The organism is Brucella sp. NBRC 14130 (assembly GCF_040371715.1).
Lineage (GTDB): Bacteria > Pseudomonadota > Alphaproteobacteria > Rhizobiales > Rhizobiaceae > Brucella > Brucella intermedia.
Genome location: NZ_BAABTE010000018.1, coordinates 1 through 20889 on the forward strand (window position 1 = coordinate 1; position 20889 = coordinate 20889).

Below are 20889 nucleotides of genomic sequence, written 5' to 3' on the forward strand. Positions count from 1 at the left end.
AGCACGTCAACCTGACGAAGCTTCGTGACAATCTCTTCTGCCTTATGTCTTTTCGCTGCCATTTCAATGTCCTTCTACGGCTCATAAGCCATACTTCATGAAGGATCACTTTTCAGGGGGCAGACCAGTCAATATGGCAGCCACGATCCTGACCGGTGCCGTGCCACTGCTCGTTTACTTCCTCTCCGGCCGTTATTTCGTTCGCGGTATTGCCGCTGGCGCAGTGAAAGGATGAGTTCATGAATTCAAGCGTTTCCATCCAGGACCTGTCGCTTGGCTTCGGCACGGTCAATGTGCTGCAAAATCTCAATCTGGAAATCGGGGAAGGCGAGTTTCTCGTGCTTCTTGGGCCATCCGGTTGCGGAAAGTCGACGCTGCTCAATTGCGTGGCTGGTCTTCTCGATATTTCCGAAGGCAGCATCTTCATCAAAGGCCGAAATGTCACCTGGGATGAGCCGAAGGATCGAGGCATCGGCATGGTGTTTCAATCCTACGCGCTTTACCCGCAAATGACTGTCGAAAAGAACCTTTCTTTCGGATTGCGCGTGGCCGGTCTGCCGAAGGGGGAGATCGACAAACGCATCAAGCGTGCTGCCGAAATTCTCCAGATCGAACCCTTGCTGCAACGCAAACCCTCGGCATTGTCTGGTGGTCAGCGTCAGCGTGTTGCAATTGGTCGTGCATTGGTGCGCGACGTCGATGTGTTCCTGTTCGACGAACCGCTTTCCAATCTCGATGCAAAATTGCGCTCCGAGCTGCGCGTCGAGATCAAACGCCTTCATCAGAAACTCGGCAACACGATGATCTACGTTACCCACGACCAGATTGAAGCGCTGACGCTGGCGGATCGCATTGCCGTGATGAAAGGTGGCGTGGTCCAGCAACTCGCGGACCCGCTGACAATCTACAACCGCCCGAAGAACCGGTTTGTCGCGGGTTTCCTGGGCTCGCCATCAATGAATTTCTTCTCCGGTGAAATTGCCGTCGCAGAAGGAAGGGCCGTATTCCACATCGGACAGACAGCCGTAGGGCTGGACGGATATGACGGAGCGCTACAGCCGGGCCGGAAGGCAACACTCGGTGTTCGTCCGGAACATGTCAGGCTTGAGGTCGAGAACGGTTTCGAGGCGACAGTCGATCTGGATGAGCCGATGGGTGCTGATAGTCTGGTCTGGCTTCGGCTGAACGGGCATCCGCTTTCCGCGCGCGTGGAAGCAGGAAAGCGTTATCGGGCAGGAGACAAGGTCAGGGTCGGCTTCAAACCCGATACCCTGTCGCTTTTCGATGCTCAAACGGAGGAGAGGCTTTAGATGAACAGAGAACAACGCTCCCCTTAACAGCCTTCCGCAAGAGGCGACCATTGGATTTTTGCTGACGGATCGGACACCGCGTCGATCCGCATGGGCGCATTTTGCTCTGAAAAACCAACGCAATTCTGGAACGAGTTCAAAGGATAAGGACATGAACGGATACTCCTATCAGCTTTACAGCTCTCGCAATTTCCAGCCGCTGGAGCGCACACTCACAATGTTGCGTGACCTCGGCTACCGGCGTGTAGAAGGTTACGGGGGGATTTATGGTGATCCCGTTCGATTAAAGAAGGATCTCGACGCTTTGGGGCTTTCCATGCCCACCGGCCATTTTGGTCTGGATATGCTGGAAAATGAAGTGAGCCGCGTTCTGGAGATTGCCAAGGTTGCCGATATGAAGGCGATCTTCTGTCCTTATCTCGATGCAGATCGCCGCCCGGATAGTGTCGCTGGCTGGCAGGAGTTTGGTAAACGCCTGGTCGCTGCTGGTGAGCCTTATCGCAAGGAAGGCTATGCCTTTGGCTGGCACAACCACGATTTCGAGTTCCGGCCTTTGGCTGGCGGTTCCGTGCCGCAGGAACACATCCTGAATGCTTCGCGCGATCTGGTCTGGGAGGCCGATATTGCCTGGATCATCAAAGGCGGAGCCGACCCGCTTGAATGGATCGAGCGTTACGGCAACCGGATACTGGCGGTTCATGTAAAGGACATCGCGGTGAATGGAGAAAAGGTCGACGAAGACGGTTGGGAAGATGTTGGTCATGGGACCGTCGACTGGCCTGCCTTGTTTACGGCTTTGCGCAAGACGCCTGCCCGCTATTTCATCATGGAACACGATAACCCGTCGGACGATACCCGGTTTGCGAGCCGTTCCATCGAAACCGTAAGAACTTTCTAAGTTGGAGAAAGAAATGACCAGGACACTTGGTGTCGGGATTATCGGCTGCGGTAATATATCGGCTGCATATCTGCGGCTATCGCCTATGTTTCGAAACATCGAAATGAGGGCTTGCGCAGATATCAATCTGGCGGCGGCAAATGCGCGGGCAGAAGAGTTCGGCGTAAAGGCACAGACTATTGAGGAACTGCTTCGGAATGATGACGTAGACATCATCGTCAATCTGACAATTCCAGATGCCCACTATGCCGTAACCAAGCAGATACTGGCGGCAGGCAAACATGCCTATTCGGAAAAGCCGCTAGTTCTTTCAATGGAGCAGGGGCTGGAACTGAAGGCACTTGCCGATGGCCGCGGTCTCAAAGTGGGGTGCGCTCCCGACACGTTTCTCGGCGGCGCGCACCAGTTGGCGCGGCGCGAAATCGATAGTGGAAATGTCGGCCGCATCACTTCAGGCACATGCCACGTCATGAGCCATGGTATGGAGCATTGGCATCCGAACCCGGACTTCTTCTTCAAGCATGGCGGCGGCCCCATACTCGATCTCGGGCCATATTACATCGCAAATCTCGTCAATCTCCTCGGGCCTGTGAAGCGTGTCGCGGCTTTGACTTCCATGGCGACACCGACGCGGAGGATCAGTTCGGAGCCGCGCAAAGGCGAAACCATTCCCGTGGAAACACCGACGACCATTCACGCACTGTTGGAATTCGAGCAAGGCGCAACAATAACGCTTTCAGCGAGTTGGGATGTGTGGGCGCACCGCCATGCGAACATGGAACTATATGGCACCGACGGATCGCTCTATCTGCCGGACCCCAATTTTTTCGGTGGGGAAGTCCAGATAGCAAAGCCGGGTGAGCCAGCCGAACCTGTCGAAAACTGGGAACACCCCTTTGGCATCGCCAATGAGCAGCACTCGCAAGGCATGATGGCCAACTATAGAGCGGCAGGACTGGCAGATATGGCGGCCGCCATCCTGGATGGTCGCGATATGCGCTGTTCGCTGGAACGCGCCCTGCATGGGGTCGATGTCATGCTGGCCATTCTGAGATCAGGTGAAGAAAAGCGTTTCATCGACATTGAAACACGATGCACGCGCCCGGAAGCACTCGATATCGCTGCCGCAGAAGCCTTGCTTCAGCCGGAAGAAAACAGAAAGAAACGGGCGGCAAACTGACTTTGCATCGCTCCTCCCGAGCGATTGGAGGCTATCCCGATCTCGCGGGATTGGGGTGGCCTCCACCCATCTAGCCCATTGTCTGCAGGGACTTGATGTCCTTGCCGTTGATCCGGCCCAGAATGGCTTTACCAAGTTGTTGGCCCGCGAGCTTGAAACTCTCCTCAACAACAATCAGGCCCGGACGAAACCAGTGCAAAATCTCGGTCGACTGTTTGGCTGCTACATCAACTTCATTGCCGATGTTCATCCCCGCATCTTCGATACCTGCAACAATCGCTAATGCAGCCGCACTGCCGGAGCAGATGATGCCGTCCGGCCGATCTGCTCCCTTCATCAGTTGAGCAACATGCAGCCGCAAGTCCTCAAGGGACGTATCAAGATCAACCCCTTCAAGTGGGGTTCCGCTGCAATGAAAGGTCCGCAGCCCCTCATAAAATCCACCCACCATATGCCGGTAATAGGTGAGGTGTGCCGGCGGAGTCAGCAGGGCAAGCCGCCTTCGCCCGAGCGCCGACAGTTTGCCGACCATCTCCAGAGCAAAAGTGAAATTATCAAAGTCATGATAAGGATGTTCGATGCCCGTATCAGTGCGCCCGTGGGTGGCGAACGGGAAATCATGTTCGGTCAGATAATGGACGCGTTGATCGTCCGGTTCTGTGCGTGAGAATATAATTCCGTCGGCTGAACCTGTCTCGACGATATAGCGGATTGGCTCGATGGGTGCCCGTGAATGAAAATAGGGCGTTAGAATGAGATGGTACTGCGTTTCGGCCAGTACATCCGCAACACCATGAATGACCTGACTGGTAAAACCCATGATTTCATCTTGCGTATTAAGGACCAGCGCAATGACGTTTGTTTTACCGGTACGAAGGCGTACACCTGCACGATTGGGGCGATACCCGATCTGCCTCGCGATCAATTGCACGCGTTTGCGGGTTTCAGGGCCGATTTCAGGCGCATCCTTCAAGGCGCGGGAAACCGTGGTTACGCCCAGGCCAGTCATGAATGCTATTGTCTTCAGCGTGGGACGTTCGTTTTCGAGGAACGGTTTGGCTGGATTTGGCGGCTTGGAAACCGGCTGGCTCCGTTTTTCATTCATGCGCATTTCGTCCGGTGGCGAGGAACGATGTGGACAGGCAAACGATAGAAATCGCTTTATCTATCAATAGCTTGTTTTGATGGACTTGTCATCTTTTATGACCCGATATCGCTAATTTCCGATACAATTTCAGACCAACTATTCTGCGCGACAGGCACCCACAAAGTCATTTTCTTGGAAATTGGGGCAATGGTCCTCATCAGTTGGAATGGCTTCGCCCTCTGTGCTGTTTTGACTGGAATGTCATGGTGTTAATTCAGTATAATATGACAATTCTCAATATGTCATGATGGAGTCGGTGGACGCATGTGGGAACCTATGTTGGAAATGCGCAAGGGCGTCACCAAGCACCGACTTCTGACGGAAAAAATCGTCGATGATATTGAAAAGGGCATTCTTCAACCCGCCATGCGGATGCCGACGCATCGGGACCTGGCTCACAAGCTCGGCCTTTCGGTGCAGACGGTCAGTATCAGTTACAAGGAAGCTGAACGACGTGGTTATCTGCGCGGCGAGGTTGGGCGGGGAACATATGTCTGCAACCGGGTGACGGAGCGCGCGGACCGGTTCATGCTCGATCGTGATCCTAGCGGAACGGCGGATCTGTCGATCATTCGGGCGGTCTATACCGAAGCACACGAGAATGCTTCGCGCCGCCTGCTGCAAGAATTGAGCCAGTCGGACAATGCAAGTTTCATGCGCCCCTGCCGTCCCATAGCGGGATTGGACAGACATCGTGCTGTCGCGCGGGATTGGCTGCGCAATCTGTCTGTTGATGTCGATCCGGGCCGGATCATCCTCACCAATGGTGCCGCGCATGGGTTGTTTCTCGCTGTTGCCGCCGTCGTTCAGCCCGGGGAAGTAGTGCTCACGGAAAGCCTGACCGACCATGGCATCATAGGTCTTGCCAATGTGCTCGGATTTACTTTGCGTGGACTCCCTATTGATGAACAGGGCATTCTACCGGATGCTTTTGAAACCGCCTGCAAGGCCGGTGATGTTCGTGCGCTCGTGACGATCCCGACACTGGGCAATCCGACCAGTCATCTGATGGGCGCAGGGCGTCGCATCGCCATCGCAGAAATTGCCCGGCGATACGATGTCTGCGTAATCGAGGATGAGGTTTACAAACCCATCCTTGAAGAAAAATTGCCGTCCATGCCGGAGTTGCTGCCCGATCTTGGCTTCTTTGTTACAAGTTTCACCAAGACGGTTATGACGGGCTTGCGTACCGGTTACCTCGTCGTTCCAACGCAATATTCCATTCGGGTTACATCTATTTTGCGCGTCACAAGCTGGAGCGGTGTCAATCTTATGGGTGAGATGGCCAGCCGCTGGATCGAAGATGGCACGGCGGCGGAATTGATTGAAATCCAGCGCAGCGAGTTGCGATCTCGTCAGGCGCAGGTAACTGATATTCTGGGTTCGCATGTGGCGGGCAACAATCCGTTGTCGCTATGCGCCTGGCTGAAAATACCTCGCAACTGGTCTGAGGATGGGCTGGTGCGCGCGCTTGCCAATAAAGGCGTTGCGGTCACGCCATCGGACCCATTTGTTGCGGGTGCTGATCGAGGAAGTGGTGGTATTCGCATCTGTCTTGGGGGACGGCTTTCGCGCCCGGCATTGCAGACGGCACTTGAAACCATCCGCGAGACCTTTGCGCAATTGCCGCCTGTCTACGATGTGGGATCAATCGCCTGAAAGCCTGTTTCTAAAGCACTGAACGCAGGAACTCTTTGGTGCGTGCCTCGCTCGGGGTCTGGAATATCTGCTCGGGCGTGCCTTGCTCGCAGATGCGCCCCTTATCGAAAAAGCAAACGCGATCAGATACTTCCCGGGCAAATCGCATTTCATGCGTGACAAGGAGCATGGTCAGGTCATGCTCCTGTGCCAGCCCGCGAATGACGGACAGCACTTCGCCCACGAGCTGCGGATCAAGAGCAGACGTGGGTTCGTCAAACAACAATACGCGTGGGCGCATGGCAAGAGAACGCGCGATGGCGACGCGCTGCTGCTGGCCACCGGATAGCTGGGAAGGATAGTGATCCTTCTTGTCGGTCAAACCCACGAGGGAGAGCAGGTCGAGTGCGCGGGCTTCTGCTTCGCCACGCTTCATGCCCATAACATGAATCGGGGCCTCGATTATGTTTCGCAGCACGGACATGTGCGGAAACAGATTAAAGCTCTGGAACACCATGCCGACATGCGATCTGATCTTGCGCAAATGGCCTTCACTAGCCTGAAATTGTCCTTTGCCGTTCGGCTCGTGATAGGACATATCTGCAAGTTCGAGGGTGCCTTCCTGAAACGGCTCCAAGGTCATGAGGATACGGAGAACTGTCGATTTCCCTGAGCCCGAGGGGCCGATGAGGGTGACCTTCTCGCCTGATTTGACGGAAAAATTGAAGCGATCCAGCACTGTCAGCGCTCCGAAGCGCTTGGTTACGTCCTGAAAGCGGATAATTTCCTGGGTCATTTGAGAGCGATCCCGTTTTTTGGAAGTGTTCGTTCGAGCAGGCGTATGAGTGCCGAGCAGATCAAGGTCAGCACCAGGAAAATCAGGCCTACCATCGACAGCGGAACCAGATATTCGAAGGTGCGGTCGCCGATCAGATTGGCGAGGTTCAGCATGTCGACGATGCTGACGACCGAGAGCACCGGGGTCTCCTTCAGCATGGAAACCAGGTAATTGCCCATGGCCGGGATGATCCGGGGTATGGCTTGCGGGATGACAATATCGCGATAGGTGCGCCAGGGCGTGAGATTCAATGCGCGTGCGGCTTCCCATTGTCCTCGTGGGATCGCTTCGATACCTCCGCGATAAACTTCCGACGTATAGGCCGAATATTGAAGACCAAGTGCCAGAGCGCCGCTCAGAAATGCAGGCAGAACAATGCCGTATACGGGCAGCACGTAATAGAGGAAAAACAGCTGCACCAGCAGTGGTGTATCACGCAGGAACTCCACCACGACCGTCGTTGGCCAGGATATGATCTTATATGGGCTGCGACGCAGAAGCGCAAAGACAAGGCCAAGGACCAGCGCAATTCCAAAGCCCGCGGTAGCGGCTTTCAAAGTCACGGTGAGACCAATCGCCAGAATTGGCAGAATGGAAATCGCGAACGAAAGAGTGGACGAGGTGTCCCAGGCATAACCGTAGATCATGCGAAACCTCCGGCCATGGTCTGGCGTCTCAGACGCCGCTCCAGCCAGCGAATGGCCGCTGACAGCACGAGCGCCATTGCAAAATAACCGAGAAGGGTCAGCGAATAGATTGTCACGCTGTCGAGCGTCAGGTTTCGCAGGCGCTGGGCCTGGAAGGTGAGGTCGCTGATCGCAATGAGCGAGGCAAGCGCGGTGTCCTTGAGGTTGTGAATGGCAAGGTTGCCGAAGGCCGGCATCATTTCGACTACCGCTTGCGGAAGAATGACATGAAACAAGGTATGACCCTTGCTGAAATTGAGCGCCCGGGCGGCTTCATGTTGTGCTTCCGGCACCGCCTGCAAGGCACCGCGAACCACTTCTGCGCCATAGGCACCGATGTTGAGACCAAGGCCCATGATGCCGGTTGTGACCGGATCAAACGAAATGCCGATCAGCGGCAAGGCATAATAGAACCAGAAAAGCTGCACGAGCAGAGACGTGCCGCGGAATATCTCGATATAGATCACCGCAATCGTGGAAAGGATCGGTCCACCCGCAAATCGGGCAATTCCGGCGGAAAATGCCAGTATGGTGCCAATGGCCATCGAACTGAGGGCAAGAATGGCAGTGATTTGCGCTCCCTTGAAAAGGGCGGGAAGATATTCCGTCCAATGCATATGATCGTCTCCCGATTGAGATGAGACAATGCCCGCCGAGCCGTGAGCGGTTCGGCGGGCGCAAATCAACTTACTTTGCGTTGCAGAGGCTTGCTGTATCCACTGTTCGTGCAGCTTCTACGCTTTCCTCGCTAAGCCCATAAGTCATCAGGATTTTTTTGTAGTCGTCTGTCTTCTTGAATTCGATGAGCGCCTTGTTGAAAGCTTCATAGAATTCCTTGTCTTCCGGACGGAAGCTGAACGCGCCGAAGCTTCTCGCAGATTTGCCGTTCACCACCGGATCGGTGAACGGATGCGCCTGTTCCAGTTCCGGTGAATTGTCGACCAGCTTGGCGACCGTCAGTTCCGTTGCAGCATAGGCACCAGCGCGCCCGGTCTGGACCGTCGAAGCTGCATCGGCATTGCCCTGGATCATGACGATCTGGGATTCGTCGATACCCATTCCATGCAGGAAGTCGATCTGGTCTGCACCGGAAACGATTGCGACTTTCAGCGATGGATCTTTCTTGATGTCTTCATAGGAATGAATGTTCTTTGGGTTGCCCTTGGGAACCAGAAGGCCTTCACCGTAACTCGAATTGGCGACGGTGAACTGGACCTGCTTGCAGCGGTCCGGCAAGACATTCTGCTCTGCCGCGACGAACTCGAACCGCTTTGCCTTCAGACCGGGAATGAGCGAGCCGAACGGGGTAACAGTCCAGTCGATTTCCTCAATTCCAAGTTTCTTGAAGATTGCTGCGGCGACGTCAGGGCCTATCCCTTTGGCCGCGCCGCTTTCGTCCATGTAGCCGTAAGGCACCTCATTGGCCGTCGCCCCACGAACAAAGCCCGCACCCTTGAGATCGTCGATGGTGACAGCTTGTGACGGAAGCGTGAGAGACAAGGCCGCAACTGCCGAAAACAGAGCGGAAATTGTAAGATGTTTCATGCGCATCGTGTTCACTCCTCTTTATGAACGCCGGTTGTTTTGTTGTCCGGCTTGTCAGTTGGCGTTAATGATCGGCTTATCCCGGAGACGGCTCCTCACTGATCGTGGCAATGACCGACAGGCAGTCCCCCATTTTGATGAGACCAGGAAAATGCCGGGCTGCGAGAATTCCATCGAGCGCGGCACGGTATTCCTGCGGAGCCATGCCTGTGCGGGTGACGGTATGAACCCGCGCAAGGACGTCGCCTTTGCGTACCTGAGCTCCGAGATCAACCAAAGGTTCAAGTAAACCCTCGGTGTCGGCAAAACCGAAACATTCCTGCGATGGCATATCGAGCCATGTTGTTCGTGGCAGCTCGACCTCTCCTTGCAGAATGCCTGCATGGCGCAAAAGGTTGCGAATGCCGCGCTTGGCTATGGAAGCAGTGCGGGCGGAGATCGTACCGCCGCCGGAAAGCTCGGTCGTGACAAACACCTTGCCCGCTTCCTCTGCTATCGTGTCATACATGCCGACAGCGTCAATCTCGATCATCCGCATCGAGAAAGGCGCCGAAAAAGCTTTGACCGCCGCAAAGCAGCGGAGTTCCTGTGCCGTATCCGGCAAGGCATGTGCGGCTGCGTAAGGCAGGAAATCGAGTGTTCGCCCTCCGGAATGGAAATCCATGACGATATCGGCCGCTGGCAGGAGGTAGCGGGTGAAATAGTCGGCAATCTTTTCAGTGACTGTGCCATCCGGACGGCCCGGGAAGCTGCGGTTGAGGTTTCCCTTGTCGATGGGAGATGTTCGCGTTCCCGCAAGAAAGGCCGGATAGTTCATGGCCGGAACAATGATGACGCGGCCCCTGATCTCTTCCGGTTTCAGATTGGCTGCGAGATCATAAAGAGCGACCGGCCCTTCATATTCATCGCCATGATTGGCGCCGGTTAAGAGCGCGGTCGGACCGTCGCCGTTGCGGATGACGCAGATCGGCAACATCAGCGATCCCCATGCGGAATCGTCTCTGGACCATGGCAGCCGCAGATGTCCGTGCTGAACGCCGTCGCGGTTGAGGTCGACAGTGGGCGTGATCGGGGAAGGACGCGAGGGAGGCGAGGTGTGCATCATCGCAACGTCCTAAACCTTGACCACGAGCTTGCGCGGTACATTCGAAAGACATTCCACGCCGGTTTCAGTGATAACGATGCTCTCGGTGATCTCCAGCCCCATCGTTTCCAGCCAAAGGCCCGTCATGAAATGAAAGGTCATGCCCGGCTGCAACTCGGTGCGGTCGCCGGGACGCAGGCTCATTGTGCGTTCACCCCAATCCGGCGGATAGGACAAGCCGATGGAGTAGCCAGTGCGGTTGTCCTTGATAATTCCGTATTTCTTGAGCACGGCGAAGAAGCCGTTGGCTATATCTTCGCATGTATTGCCGGGTCGAGCAGCCGCGAGTCCTGCCTCCATGCCTTCGAGCGTGGCCTTCTCGGCATCTAGAAAAGCCTGCGTCGGCTTGCCCAAAAACACAGTACGCGACAGAGGGCAGTGATAGCGCTTGTAGCAACCGGCGATCTCGAAGAAGGTGCCTTCACCGGTCTTCATAGGCAGATCGTTCCACGTCAGATGCGGTGCGGAGGCGTCGGGCCCGGAAGGCAGCAGAGGCACGATGGCTGGGTAATCGCCGCCGAAACCCTCAACGCCGCGTGTGCCTGCGTCGTAGATTTCCGCAACCAGATCGCATTTTCGCATGCCCGGCTCGATTTTATCGACGATACGCCGATGCATGGCTTCAACAATCCGGCCAGCTTTGCGCATATAGTCGATTTCCGTCGGGCTTTTGACGGCGCGCTGCCAGTTGACCAGTCCTTGCGCATCCCTGAAGCGGGCATTCGGGAGATGTTTCTGCAAAGCGTGATGGGCCGCAGCCGTGTACCAGTAATTGTCCAGCTCAACGGCAATGGTCTTGCTGCCCCAACCCTTTTCCTCCAATATCGATGCCAAAAGATCCATGGGGTGGCGCTCAAGCGACTGCACGTAATGATCGGGGTAGCCGATGATGTTGTCATGGCTGATCCACGCGGTGCGTTTCGCGCCATTTCCATCCTGACCGCGACCGTACCAGATCGGTTCCCCCTCCATCGAAAGCACAGCGCATTGATGCACGTAAAAGGACCAGCCGTCATAGCCGGTCAGCCAATGCATATTGGATGGATCGGTGACGATGATGACATCGAAGCCTGTCTTCTCCATTGCGCGACGGGTTTTTGCTATCCGCTGATCGTATTCCGCGCGGGTGAAGTTGAGTTCCACACTCATCGACTGGCTCCTGCAGTTTTGGTTGAATCGATTTTCGTGCCTGCATCGCGCAGGCTGGCGCGCTCTGTCGCAAGGCGAGCGATGGCCGTGTCCTGAACGCCCGTCCCGGTGAGGTCACAAAAGGTTATGTCCTCTGCCTTTCGTTGGAAGGCAGAGGCATTGAGAGCGATCTGACCGAGTTCTGGAAAAATCGCATCCGCTGCGACAATTCCCGCCGAAATCGCATGATGCAACTCACCGAGCCTGCGCGTTTGTGAGAGGCTGTCCGCGACATAGATTACCGGCCGTTGGAAAAGGGCTGGATCAATCTCGTTCTTGTGTTCGGCATCCGAACCCATTGCGGTGATGTGCTGGCCGGACACAAGCCATTCGGCCTTTATGAGCGGCGTTTCGGATGGCGTTGTCGTCACGATAATATCCGCGCCCTCGCAGGCGTGTCGTGCCTCTGCAATTGCCGTCACCGGTATTCTGAACTTCTCTGAAAAGGTTCGCGCTGCTTTTTGTGCGCTGTCGAAGTTGCGTGCCCAAATCCGTGCCTCGGAGATCGGGCGCACGAGTGTCAGTGCTTCAAGCTGCATTCCTGCCTGCATGCCTGCACCGAAGATCGCAGCGACACAGGCGTCTTCCCGTGCTAGGTGTTTTGCCGCGACAGCACCGGCTGCCGCAGTGCGCACATCGGTCAGATAGCCATTATCCAGCAATAGAGCCTCGACAAGCCCGGTCTTCGCCGAGAACTGGATCATCAGCCCGTTGGTAGAAGGCAGACCGATCGAAGGATTGTTGAAGAAACCGGGGCTCACCTTGATGGCAAAACTGTCAAGTCCGGGAATGTAGGCCGTTTTCACGTCAACTTCGCCACGTTGGGCGGGGATGTCCAGTCGAAGTATTGGCGGCATGTTGACACCGCCACCGGCGAGTGCCTGAAAAGCATTTTCCACACACGACACGCTTGCCATGTCGAGGGTAATGATCTGCCTTAAATCAGCTTCGGTGAGAATTCTCATTTCAGCCATCAGCCAGCCCTCCGATAGCGGTCTTCCACGATTGCGCGGTGCTGTTCAGGATCGATGTTGCCGCCGGAGATAACGACGGCGGCCGGTCCGGTTGGCTTGATCTTTCCGCTCAACAAGGCGCCAATGCCGACTGCCGCAGCACCTTCGACGACTTCACCTTCCCGCGTCGCGGCATGTCGGATTCCTGCTGCAATCTCCTCTTCGTCGAGCAGGACCACTTCGTCCAATACCAGGCGGCACATCTCAAAAGTCCAATGATTGTCGAGCCCGATACCGCCGCCCAATGAGTCTGCAAGTGTTTCGAGTTCCTCAACATTGACCGGTCTGCCAGCTTTGAGGCTGGCATCCATGGCTGCGCCACGAGACATGGAAACGCCGATGATACGGCAATGAGGTCGCCGGGCTTTAACAGCTGCGGCGATGCCTGCAGCGAGCCCTCCGCCTGAAAGAGGAACGATAACAGTCTCAATGTCCGGCTGGTCATCAAGGAGTTCCAGGCCGATTGTGCCCTGTCCAGCAATAATGCGCGGATCATCAAAGGGCGGAATCACGTTCATTCCTTCTTCGCGGGCAAGGCGCGCCACCTCGTCCATCGCGTCATCCTGCGATTTTCCGACAATACGCACATCTGCACCAAGATTGCGGATTGCATCGACCTTGTTGCGCGGCACCAGCGAGGAGAGGCAAACGGTCGCGATCAATCCTTGTTCCGACGCAGCGTGCGCAAGGGCACGTCCGTGATTGCCGGTCGACGCCGTCACAAGTCCACGTCTGCGATCATCGGACGACAGGCAAAGGACAGCGTTGGTCGCACCACGCAGTTTGAAGCTGCCCGTCGTCTGTCGATTTTCCAGTTTGAGATAAACCGAGGTCCCGGTGAGTTCGCTCAGATGCTCGGAGCGCGTCAGTGGTGTTTTTACGACGAGGCTTTTCAACCTGTCACGCGCTGCTTCGATAACCTCAAGGTCAATCGTTTCATTCGTCACTCGTGGCACGGCGCTGCCTCTCATAGCGTCATGACGACAGGGAATGCAGTGTTGAACTCTGTCAAACGCTGCGACGGACGAGCGGACAGAAGGCGCAATGATGCACCGCGTGCGAAACCGTATGTCCGCATCCTCGTTCCCCATATGTCTGATTTTTTGTTCTTGGCTCTATGTGTGAAAGACCATTCGGATCATGTCAATAATTATATTGGATCATTACAATTTTGATCTGTAACGACTTTTCTGCGCGGGAGCCTTGTCAGCGGCGCAGGGGCGTGCCAATGAAAACAGAAGTGTTTGCAGATGCTGGATCGAAAGAATGAAAGCCGCCTTGAAGCTCGACGCCGTCGATTTGCGTATTCTCGGAGCCGTTCAGGAGAATGCGCGGATCACCAAGCTTGCTTTGGCGGAGAAGGTCGGGCTTTCGGCGACACCTTGCTGGCTACGGCTGCGCAAGCTGGAAGAAGCGGGCGTTGTGACCGGCTATCACGCGCGCATTGCCTATCGAAAAATAGCCCCGATTGCCAATGTCATAGTCCAGATTACACTGGGCAATCATCGCCAAAGCGATTTCGACCGGTTCGAGAGAGCCGTGACAGCTGTACCCGAAATCGTGTCATGCTGGTCGGTTGGCGGTGGGGTGGACTATTTCCTGATGATCGTGGCGCGCGACATTGATGGCTACCAGCGGCTTATTGACCGTCTTCTGGACCAGAATATCGGCATAGAACGCTACTTCACCTATATCGTAACCAAGTTGGTCAAGGACGAGAAGGCAAGTGCGCCTTTGTCGCTGTTCAAGGAAGCCGCGGACTAGCCCAAACAGACTGTCTGGCTCTTAAAGTTAGTCCATTTCGCATGTCCGTGGCGATGAATTTGGTCTGAAACCAGAACTATCCTGTGACAGACTTCTTCCTGAATTGGGAGAAGAACAATGAATGCCGTTCTGGACCATCCGATACAACATGACGGGCTTGGCGCGCTCCGCGATAAACATCTTTTTCGTGAACTCGGCTATGTCGACGGGCGCTGGGTAGCAGGAGAGAAGGCTGAAACCTTTTCTATTCTCGATCCTGCAACCGGTCAGCGGCTTGCGCGTGTGGCAAGCCTCGGCGAAGCCGAGACTGCACTTGCGATTGATGCCGCTGTAACGGCCTTTCCGTCCTGGCGGGATAAACTGCCTCAGGAACGATCAGCAGTTTTGCGGCGTTGGTTCGAGTTGATCACTGCACATCGTGAAGACCTCGCATTGCTGATGACGCTGGAGCAGGGCAAGCCACTGGCGGAATCGCGCGGCGAGATCGACTATGGCGCATCGTTCATCGAATGGTTTGCCGAAGAAGCGAAGCGGCTTAATGGTGAAACCATAGCAAGCCATCTCCAGAATGCCGAGATGCTCGTACGCCGCGAAGCGCTTGGGGTCGTTGCGCTTGTTACTCCATGGAATTTTCCGCATGCCATGATTACCCGTAAGGCTGCTGCAGCGATTGCCGCAGGTTGCCCCGTTGTCGTGCATCCGTCTTCAGAAACACCGCTCTCCGCACTTGCCCTGGCCGAACTGGCCGAGCGCGCGGGAATGCCAGCAGGCATATTCAATGTGGTGACAGGCAAGGCTGCGCCTATCGTCGATGTTTTGTGCCGCGATGAGCGTGTGCGGGGGCTGAGCTTCACCGGTTCAACCGAAATCGGCCAGTTGATTGCTACCAAGAGCGCGAACACGATGAAGCGGCTCGTCATGGAGCTTGGCGGTCACGCACCCTTGATCATTTTTGATGATGCTGATGTTGAGCGGGCCGTCGATGTGGCGATGGCTGCCAAGTTTGCAACGTCCGGTCAGGATTGCCTTGCTGCAAACCGTATCTTCGTCCAACGCGGTATTTTGAAATCTTTCACCGAAGCGTTTGCTACGCGCATCGCCGCCCTGAAGGTCGGCAACGGTCTTGATCCGGCATCGGATATAGGCCCTCTGATGCATAGTCGCGCGGTCGCCAAGGTCGAAGAGCAAGTGCTCGATGCCAAGCAGCGCGGCGCCAGGATAGTCACCGGGGGCAACCGGCTTGGAGAAGTCGGGCTTTTCTTCGAGCCGACTCTGCTGGTTGATGTGCCGGACGACGCTGCAATCATGCGGGAAGAGACATTCGGGCCGGTCGCCGCCGTCACGGCTTTTGACGACGAGGATGAAGTTGTCGCGCGTGCCAATGCCACGCAATATGGTCTCGTTGCCTATGTCGTGACTGCAAACGGCGCACGACAACTCCGCATGGGCCGTGTCCTCGAATATGGAATGGTGGCCATCAACCGCGCGAAGATCACCGGCGCACCGATCCCATTCGGTGGCTGGAAGCAATCGGGGCTTGGCCGTGAAGGCTCCCATCAGGGCATCGAAGCCTTCACCGAAATCAAATATCTCTGCATCGATACCGCCGCGTGAAAGCGTGGCGACAGGAAAGGAACATACCCATGTTGAACAATAGCAATGAGCTCACCGCCTGGGACCGGGATCATTTCTTTCATCCCTCCACCCATATGGGCATGCATGCGCGGGGTGAAACACCAACGCGCGTGCTGGAGGGCGGCGAGGGCGTCTATATCGCCGATGTGAACGGTCGAAAGAGCCTCGACGCTTTCGCGGGTCTTTATTGCGTCAATGTTGGTTATGGTCGCATGGAAATCGCGGATGCGATTGCAGAGCAAGCGCGCAAACTTGCCTATTATCATGCCTATGTCGGTCATGGCACCGAAGTGTCCATCACGCTCGCCAAGATGATCATCGATCGCGCACCCGACCATATGAGCCGTGTTTACTTCGGCCTTTCCGGCTCGGATGCGAATGAAACCAACATCAAGCTCATCTGGTACTACAACAATATTCTCGGACGCCCGGAGAAGAAAAAGATCATTTCTCGTTGGCGCGGATATCACGGCTCCGGCGTGATGACCGGCAGCATGACCGGACTTGCGACGTTCCATAACGCATTCGATTTGCCGCGCGCGCCTGTCCTGCACACGGAGTCACCCTATTATTTTCGCCGGGCGGATCGCTCTATGAGCGAAGAGCAGTTCTCGCAACATTGCGCCGACAAGCTCGAGGAAATGATCCTTGCAGAAGGCCCGGATACAATCGCAGCCTTCATCGGTGAACCTGTTCTTGGTACCGGCGGCATCGTTCCGCCCCCGTCTGGCTATTGGCAGAAGATCCAGGCGGTTCTTGATCGCTATGATATTTTGCTTGTTGCTGATGAAGTGGTCACCGGTTTCGGCCGTTTGGGTAGCATGTTCGGGTCCGAGCACTATGGCATGAAGCCCGATCTGATCACCATCGCCAAGGGATTGACCTCGGCCTATGCACCGCTTTCCGGCTCGATAGTATCGGACCGTATGTGGCAGGTGCTGGTTCAGGGATCGGACAAGATGGGACCGATCGGCCATGGCTGGACCTATTCGGCCCACCCCATCTGTGCAGCGGCAGGCGTGGCCAACCTCAAACTCATCGACGAACTGAAGCTGGTCGAAAATGCCGGTTCCACAGGCGCCTATTTCCGCAAGGCATTGGCGGATGCTCTCGGTGAACATCGCCATGTCGGGGAAATTCGCGGCGAGGGGCTGATGGCGGCGATCGAGTTTGTCGAAGATCGTGACGGCCGTAGGTTTTTCGATCCGTCGCTCAAAATCGGTGCACAGGTTTCGACGGCGCTCCTGGCCAACGGTGTTATCGGGCGGGCCATGCCGGAAGGCGATATTCTGGGCTTCGCGCCGCCCCTTTGCCTTACGCCTGAGGAAGCGGACAAGATTGTTGCAGCTACGAAAAAAGCTGTCGACACCGTCTTTGCATGAGTGATTGCCCCGAACTCAATCCTCGGGGCTACGCCCGCCAGACGGGCAAGTGCAGTTCAGCGATCAATCCGCCCGACGGATTGTTTTTCAGGAGAATATCGCCTGCATTGGCGCGCGCTACGTTGCGGGCGATAGTCAAGCCGAGGCCGAAACCGCCAGAGTCCCGATTTCGGGACTTTTCCACACGGTTGAAAGGTTTGAACATTTCCTCGATCTGGTCTGTCGGAATGCCGGGCCCATTGTCCTTCACCCGCAGCACAAGCTCGTTATTTTCCTGGCGCAATGACAGTTTCGCTTTGCCGCCATAGGCAATGGCGTTGTCAATGAGGTTCGTGATGCTGCGCTGGACTGAGACTGGCTGGCAGTAAGCTATGGCGTCCAGCATGTCCGAGTTTCTTTCATCCAGAGTTGCGTCTGGGTAATTGTCTGCAATGGAAAGGAGAAGGGACCAGAGATCGACTTTCTCCTTCTCTTCATTCGCTAGTTCTGACGTGGCAAAGTCGATCACGGAACGTGAAATAGCCTCGATATCGCTCAGATCCTTGGCCAGTGACTTTGCGAGGGCTTCATCTTCAACCAGCGCCAGGCGAAGCCGGATACGGGTGAGCGGCGTGCGCAGGTCGTGTGCAAGGGCGGCTGCAAGTTGCTCGCGTTCTGCCACATAATCGAGAAGCTTCGATTGCATTGTATTCACGGCTCGCGCGGCTGCCTTGTATTCCCTGCTGCCGTCTTCGGGCAGCGGAGAGCTTTTCAAGTCGCCTCCGATGCGGTGGACGGCATGTTCCAGCACACGGTAAGGTGCGGTCAGGCGCCGCGTTGCCCATATTGCGACAAGAACCACGCTGAGCGCCACAAGCGCGAAAAGTGGAATGGTTTCGGTCGTGATGATTGGATCAGCCGGGGTGATGCGGGTGCTAAAATTGATCCAGCGCCCATCGCCAAACTGCAGGGATGTCGTCAGGCTGGCGCCCAGATTTGCCGTTGCGGCAAGATCATTGATCTGCTTTTCGACATCACCAATATCACTGCTGTCAGCGGTCGGCACGACGGTGGCGTGCGGGCCGTGGGCAAGCTTGTCCCGCCGAATGCGGGCATCGATGACACCGTAGCGCGCCAGACGCGCGACAAGGACATCTTCCAGTTCCGCAAGATCTTCTTCACTCGCCAGCACAGTTGGCACATCGGGTTGCGCTGTGATGGTGAGGCCCTGACCTGAGCTTGCCAGGCGAGAAGCAAGGCTGTTCCAGTCACTGACCGGCGTCGTGTTCAAGAGCTTGACGAGTGATGTCGCCCTTTCGCTGAGACGGAAAAGTTCAAGCGCATAGTTGGCTTCCTTCCGGTCCTGCGAAACGATCCAGAGCGTTGCTATCTGGGTAATCAGAAGGCCGCTGATCAGTATCGTGAGAAGCCAGCTCGGTAGAGAACGCGGAAAAGGGAACCTCATTCCACCTCGACCTCATGGCCAAACTGATAGCCGCCACCGCGAATGGTGAGAATCAATTTGGGAGAGCGAGAATCGTCGTTCAGTTTGCGCCTCAGCCGGCTGATCAGGATATCAACGCTGCGGTCATAGCCGTATACCGCCTGATTTCCGGCCATTTCCATCAGTTGATCACGACTAAGGATGTGCTGCGAACTTTTGACGAAGGCTTCGAGGAGATTGAACTCCGCCGTGGTAAGTTCCACGCGCACGTCGGATGGGGACGTAAGTCTCCTTCGCGCGCAATCGAGGGTCCAGCCAGCAAAGCGGTAGCTATGAGTGACGGGACGGCTGGGTGCCCGGTTGTTTTCCAGGCGCCGGAGTACAGCACGGATACGGGCCAGCAATTCGCGCGGATCGAATGGTTTGGCCAGATAATCGTCGGCGCCGATTTCCAGGCCCAGTATCTTGTCGGCAGCATCGGCAATTGCCGTAAGCATGATGATCGGCACCCGCGAATGACGGCGGATATCCTGGCAGATTTCAATGCCGCTTTTTCCGGGAAGCATGACGTCGAGAATAATCAGGTCGACTGCCGTCCGGCTCATCACATCATGCATTTCTTCGCCGTCATGGGCGATTGAAACGCGCATGCCGCGCCGTTTGAGAAATTCATGCAGAAGGTCACGTATGTCCTTATCGTCATCGACAATCAGAACGTGGGCGTCTTCTTTCAATTTGAAGTATCCGTAATAGCCTAAGGTTACGAGATAGTAGCGCCCGGATTGCGACGATAAAAAGCCTTGGGCAATGGTTTTCAACCGGCAATTGGATGGCGCTACAATCCAGAAACAAATTGCAACAGATGCGAAAAACAAGGGCAAACAAGGCGTGTCATAACGGTTTCGCTGAAGAAACTGAAGTCCAGTGAAAGATTGAATTCGTATGTTCAAGTCGGTTTTCATATCGAAAACAGCAACGAAAGCGCTTCTTTCAACACTTTGTCTTGCGGGTCTGCTGTCCTTCCCGCTTCCCAACGGAGCAATGGCAGCGCAACTCGTAACACGTAGCGAACGGTGTGACAGGCTTCAGCATCAACTGCAAACCGCGCTTTCCGGTCGTGCCGAAACCCGGCAGGCCCGTCAGGCAGAGACCTTGCAGAAGCGGGGGATGAAATTCTGCGCAAGCAGAAGAGAGGCGCAAGGCTTGCGAGCCTATGCCGAGGCCCTCAAGCTTCTAGGGATCAAACCTGACATGGCCGATACGGGCGGACAGGAAAGTGCTTTACCTCCGGCGGGGAAGACCCCGAACGGAAAACCCAATTGAGGAACCGGAAAATGAAGAAGTCCCTTATTTCTGCTCTTGGTGTGGCCGCTGTTCTGGGCCTGTCCGCTCCTGTCCTGACGGCAAGCGCTGCTAACGCTGCTCCGGCTGCTGCAACGCACACGAGCGTTGCCAAGCATCATGCGAAGAAGGCTAAGGCTCACAAGAAGCACCACACCGCGAAGAAGTCGCACAAGAAGGCCGCTCCGGCCAAGAAGATCTAAGTTTTCCGTTTCGTGCGATAACCGGCGGCTCCCTCGCAGTCGGTTCTTGCCACCAAAGGCCGTTGCCTGTCGGACATGAGATGTCCGATTTGCAGCGGCCTTTTCTTTTGTTCACGGAGGGGGGGACTTGCCGAAACTGCCCCGACGGTCATATTTTCGGTTTTGCAAAGGGGAGCAGTCGCCGTGACGACGATCGATTTGAAGCGCATTTACGATGCTCCTTCACCGGAGGATGGCTACCGTGTTCTCGTGGACCGGGTTTGGCCGCGGGGCATGACGAAGGAAAAGGCAGATATAGATTTGTGGGCCAAGGATATTGCTCCGTCAGCCGAACTTCGCAAATGGTTCTGCCACGATCCGGCAAAATGGAGCGATTTTCAGAAGAAGTATCGCGAAGAGCTTGAACGCAACAAACCCGCGCTGAAAGAGCTAATAGCCAAAGCTGGCGAGAAAGGCGGTCGTCTGACGCTGTTATATGGTGCGAAAGACGAAGAGCATAACCAGGCTGTGGTTCTGCGCGCGTTCATGCAGTCTATGTAGTCTGCCTCACCAAA

21 protein-coding genes and 1 pseudogene are annotated in these 20889 nt (G+C 55.7%); 11 read left to right on the plus strand and 11 right to left on the minus strand.

What is annotated here, in order from left to right:
* Positions 1 to 127: 127 nt before the first annotated feature.
* From ABWW28_RS24035 to ABWW28_RS24050, 4 genes and pseudogenes are all read left to right on the plus strand, one after another.
* Positions 128 to 235: pseudogene (locus ABWW28_RS24035) on the plus strand (carbohydrate ABC transporter permease); the annotation flags it as partial.
* Positions 236 to 239: 4 nt separating this feature from the next.
* Positions 240 to 1310 carry an ABC transporter ATP-binding protein gene (locus ABWW28_RS24040; RefSeq protein ID WP_176587870.1) on the plus strand — a complete coding sequence of 357 codons (1071 nt, stop codon included), beginning with the start codon at positions 240 to 242 and terminating at the stop codon, positions 1308 to 1310.
* A 151-nt stretch (positions 1311 to 1461) separates the two neighbouring features.
* Positions 1462 to 2208, plus strand: coding sequence for a sugar phosphate isomerase/epimerase family protein (locus ABWW28_RS24045; RefSeq protein ID WP_176587869.1), 747 nt, complete (start codon positions 1462 to 1464; stop codon positions 2206 to 2208).
* Positions 2209 to 2221: 13 nt separating this feature from the next.
* The gene (locus ABWW28_RS24050; protein ID WP_176587868.1) at positions 2222 to 3388 is read left to right on the plus strand and encodes a Gfo/Idh/MocA family protein; all 1167 of its coding nucleotides are present in this window, start codon (positions 2222 to 2224) and stop codon (positions 3386 to 3388) included.
* A gap of 70 nt (positions 3389 to 3458) precedes the next feature.
* Here ABWW28_RS24050 and ABWW28_RS24055 read toward each other — a convergent pair whose 3' ends face one another.
* Positions 3459 to 4493: a LacI family transcriptional regulator gene (locus ABWW28_RS24055; RefSeq protein WP_176587867.1), complete on the minus strand. Its 1035-nt coding sequence runs from the start codon at positions 4491 to 4493 to the stop codon at positions 3459 to 3461.
* Positions 4494 to 4799: 306 nt separating this feature from the next.
* Between ABWW28_RS24055 and ehuR the strand changes: the two genes are divergently transcribed.
* Complete coding sequence (gene ehuR, locus ABWW28_RS24060; protein WP_176587866.1) at positions 4800 to 6194, plus strand: MocR-like ectoine utilization transcription factor EhuR; 1395 nt, start codon at positions 4800 to 4802, stop codon at positions 6192 to 6194.
* Positions 6195 to 6204: 10 nt separating this feature from the next.
* Here the strand turns inward: ehuR and ehuA are convergent, their stop codons facing one another.
* The 8 genes from ehuA to eutB form a co-directional block, all read right to left on the minus strand.
* A complete protein-coding gene (gene ehuA, locus ABWW28_RS24065) occupies positions 6205 to 6969 on the minus strand; it encodes an ectoine/hydroxyectoine ABC transporter ATP-binding protein EhuA (RefSeq protein ID WP_176587865.1) in 765 nt (254 codons plus the stop codon).
* Positions 6966 to 7658 carry an ectoine/hydroxyectoine ABC transporter permease subunit EhuD gene (gene ehuD / locus ABWW28_RS24070; RefSeq protein ID WP_176587864.1) on the minus strand — a complete coding sequence of 231 codons (693 nt, stop codon included), beginning with the start codon at positions 7656 to 7658 and terminating at the stop codon, positions 6966 to 6968. The genes ehuA and ehuD overlap by 4 nt, the downstream gene beginning before the upstream one ends.
* Complete coding sequence (ehuC, locus tag ABWW28_RS24075) at positions 7655 to 8314, minus strand: ectoine/hydroxyectoine ABC transporter permease subunit EhuC (protein ID WP_176587863.1); 660 nt, start codon at positions 8312 to 8314, stop codon at positions 7655 to 7657. Before ehuC ends, ehuD begins: the two co-directional genes overlap by 4 nt.
* 70 nt (positions 8315 to 8384) lie before the next feature.
* Complete coding sequence (gene ehuB / locus ABWW28_RS24080) at positions 8385 to 9248, minus strand: ectoine/hydroxyectoine ABC transporter substrate-binding protein EhuB (RefSeq protein ID WP_353392576.1); 864 nt, start codon at positions 9246 to 9248, stop codon at positions 8385 to 8387.
* A gap of 70 nt (positions 9249 to 9318) precedes the next feature.
* Positions 9319 to 10347 (minus strand): N(2)-acetyl-L-2,4-diaminobutanoate deacetylase DoeB, encoded by a 1029-nt coding sequence (gene doeB, locus ABWW28_RS24085; RefSeq protein WP_176587861.1) that lies wholly within the window; start codon positions 10345 to 10347, stop codon positions 9319 to 9321.
* Between the two features lie 9 nt (positions 10348 to 10356).
* The gene (gene doeA, locus ABWW28_RS24090) at positions 10357 to 11535 is read right to left on the minus strand and encodes an ectoine hydrolase DoeA (protein WP_176587860.1); all 1179 of its coding nucleotides are present in this window, start codon (positions 11533 to 11535) and stop codon (positions 10357 to 10359) included.
* Positions 11532 to 12548, minus strand: a complete 1017-nt coding sequence (locus ABWW28_RS24095; RefSeq protein ID WP_176587859.1) for a cyclodeaminase — start codon at positions 12546 to 12548, stop codon at positions 11532 to 11534. The genes doeA and ABWW28_RS24095 overlap by 4 nt, the downstream gene beginning before the upstream one ends.
* Positions 12548 to 13558: a hydroxyectoine utilization dehydratase EutB gene (gene eutB / locus ABWW28_RS24100; RefSeq protein ID WP_176587858.1), complete on the minus strand. Its 1011-nt coding sequence runs from the start codon at positions 13556 to 13558 to the stop codon at positions 12548 to 12550. The genes ABWW28_RS24095 and eutB overlap by 1 nt, the downstream gene beginning before the upstream one ends.
* A 295-nt stretch (positions 13559 to 13853) precedes the next feature.
* Here eutB and ABWW28_RS24105 point away from each other — a divergent pair, with 295 nt between their 5' ends.
* From ABWW28_RS24105 to ABWW28_RS24115, 3 genes are all read left to right on the plus strand, one after another.
* On the plus strand, positions 13854 to 14351 hold the full coding sequence (locus tag ABWW28_RS24105; protein WP_247886193.1) for an Lrp/AsnC family transcriptional regulator: 498 nt from the start codon (positions 13854 to 13856) through the stop codon (positions 14349 to 14351).
* 117 nt (positions 14352 to 14468) lie between these two features.
* Entirely contained in the window at positions 14469 to 15965 is a 1497-nt protein-coding gene (locus ABWW28_RS24110; protein WP_176587857.1) for an NAD-dependent succinate-semialdehyde dehydrogenase, read from the plus strand.
* 29 nt (positions 15966 to 15994) lie between these two features.
* The gene (locus tag ABWW28_RS24115; protein WP_176587856.1) at positions 15995 to 17368 is read left to right on the plus strand and encodes an aspartate aminotransferase family protein; all 1374 of its coding nucleotides are present in this window, start codon (positions 15995 to 15997) and stop codon (positions 17366 to 17368) included.
* A gap of 28 nt (positions 17369 to 17396) precedes the next feature.
* On the opposite strand, the gene ABWW28_RS24120 is transcribed toward ABWW28_RS24115, so the two are convergent.
* Both ABWW28_RS24120 and ABWW28_RS24125 read right to left on the minus strand, forming a co-directional pair.
* The gene (locus ABWW28_RS24120) at positions 17397 to 18812 is read right to left on the minus strand and encodes an ATP-binding protein (protein ID WP_176587855.1); all 1416 of its coding nucleotides are present in this window, start codon (positions 18810 to 18812) and stop codon (positions 17397 to 17399) included.
* Complete coding sequence (locus ABWW28_RS24125; protein ID WP_021585639.1) at positions 18809 to 19525, minus strand: response regulator; 717 nt, start codon at positions 19523 to 19525, stop codon at positions 18809 to 18811. Before ABWW28_RS24125 ends, ABWW28_RS24120 begins: the two co-directional genes overlap by 4 nt.
* Positions 19526 to 19832: 307 nt before the next feature.
* Here ABWW28_RS24125 and ABWW28_RS24130 point away from each other — a divergent pair, with 307 nt between their 5' ends.
* From ABWW28_RS24130 to ABWW28_RS24140, 3 genes are all read left to right on the plus strand, one after another.
* Positions 19833 to 20114 (plus strand): hypothetical protein, encoded by a 282-nt coding sequence (locus ABWW28_RS24130; protein ID WP_230349921.1) that lies wholly within the window; start codon positions 19833 to 19835, stop codon positions 20112 to 20114.
* Positions 20115 to 20125: 11 nt separating this feature from the next.
* Entirely contained in the window at positions 20126 to 20335 is a 210-nt protein-coding gene (locus ABWW28_RS24135; protein ID WP_151569488.1) for a hypothetical protein, read from the plus strand.
* A gap of 183 nt (positions 20336 to 20518) precedes the next feature.
* Positions 20519 to 20875 (plus strand): DUF488 domain-containing protein, encoded by a 357-nt coding sequence (locus tag ABWW28_RS24140; protein ID WP_176587854.1) that lies wholly within the window; start codon positions 20519 to 20521, stop codon positions 20873 to 20875.
* Positions 20876 to 20889: the final 14 nt, after the last annotated feature.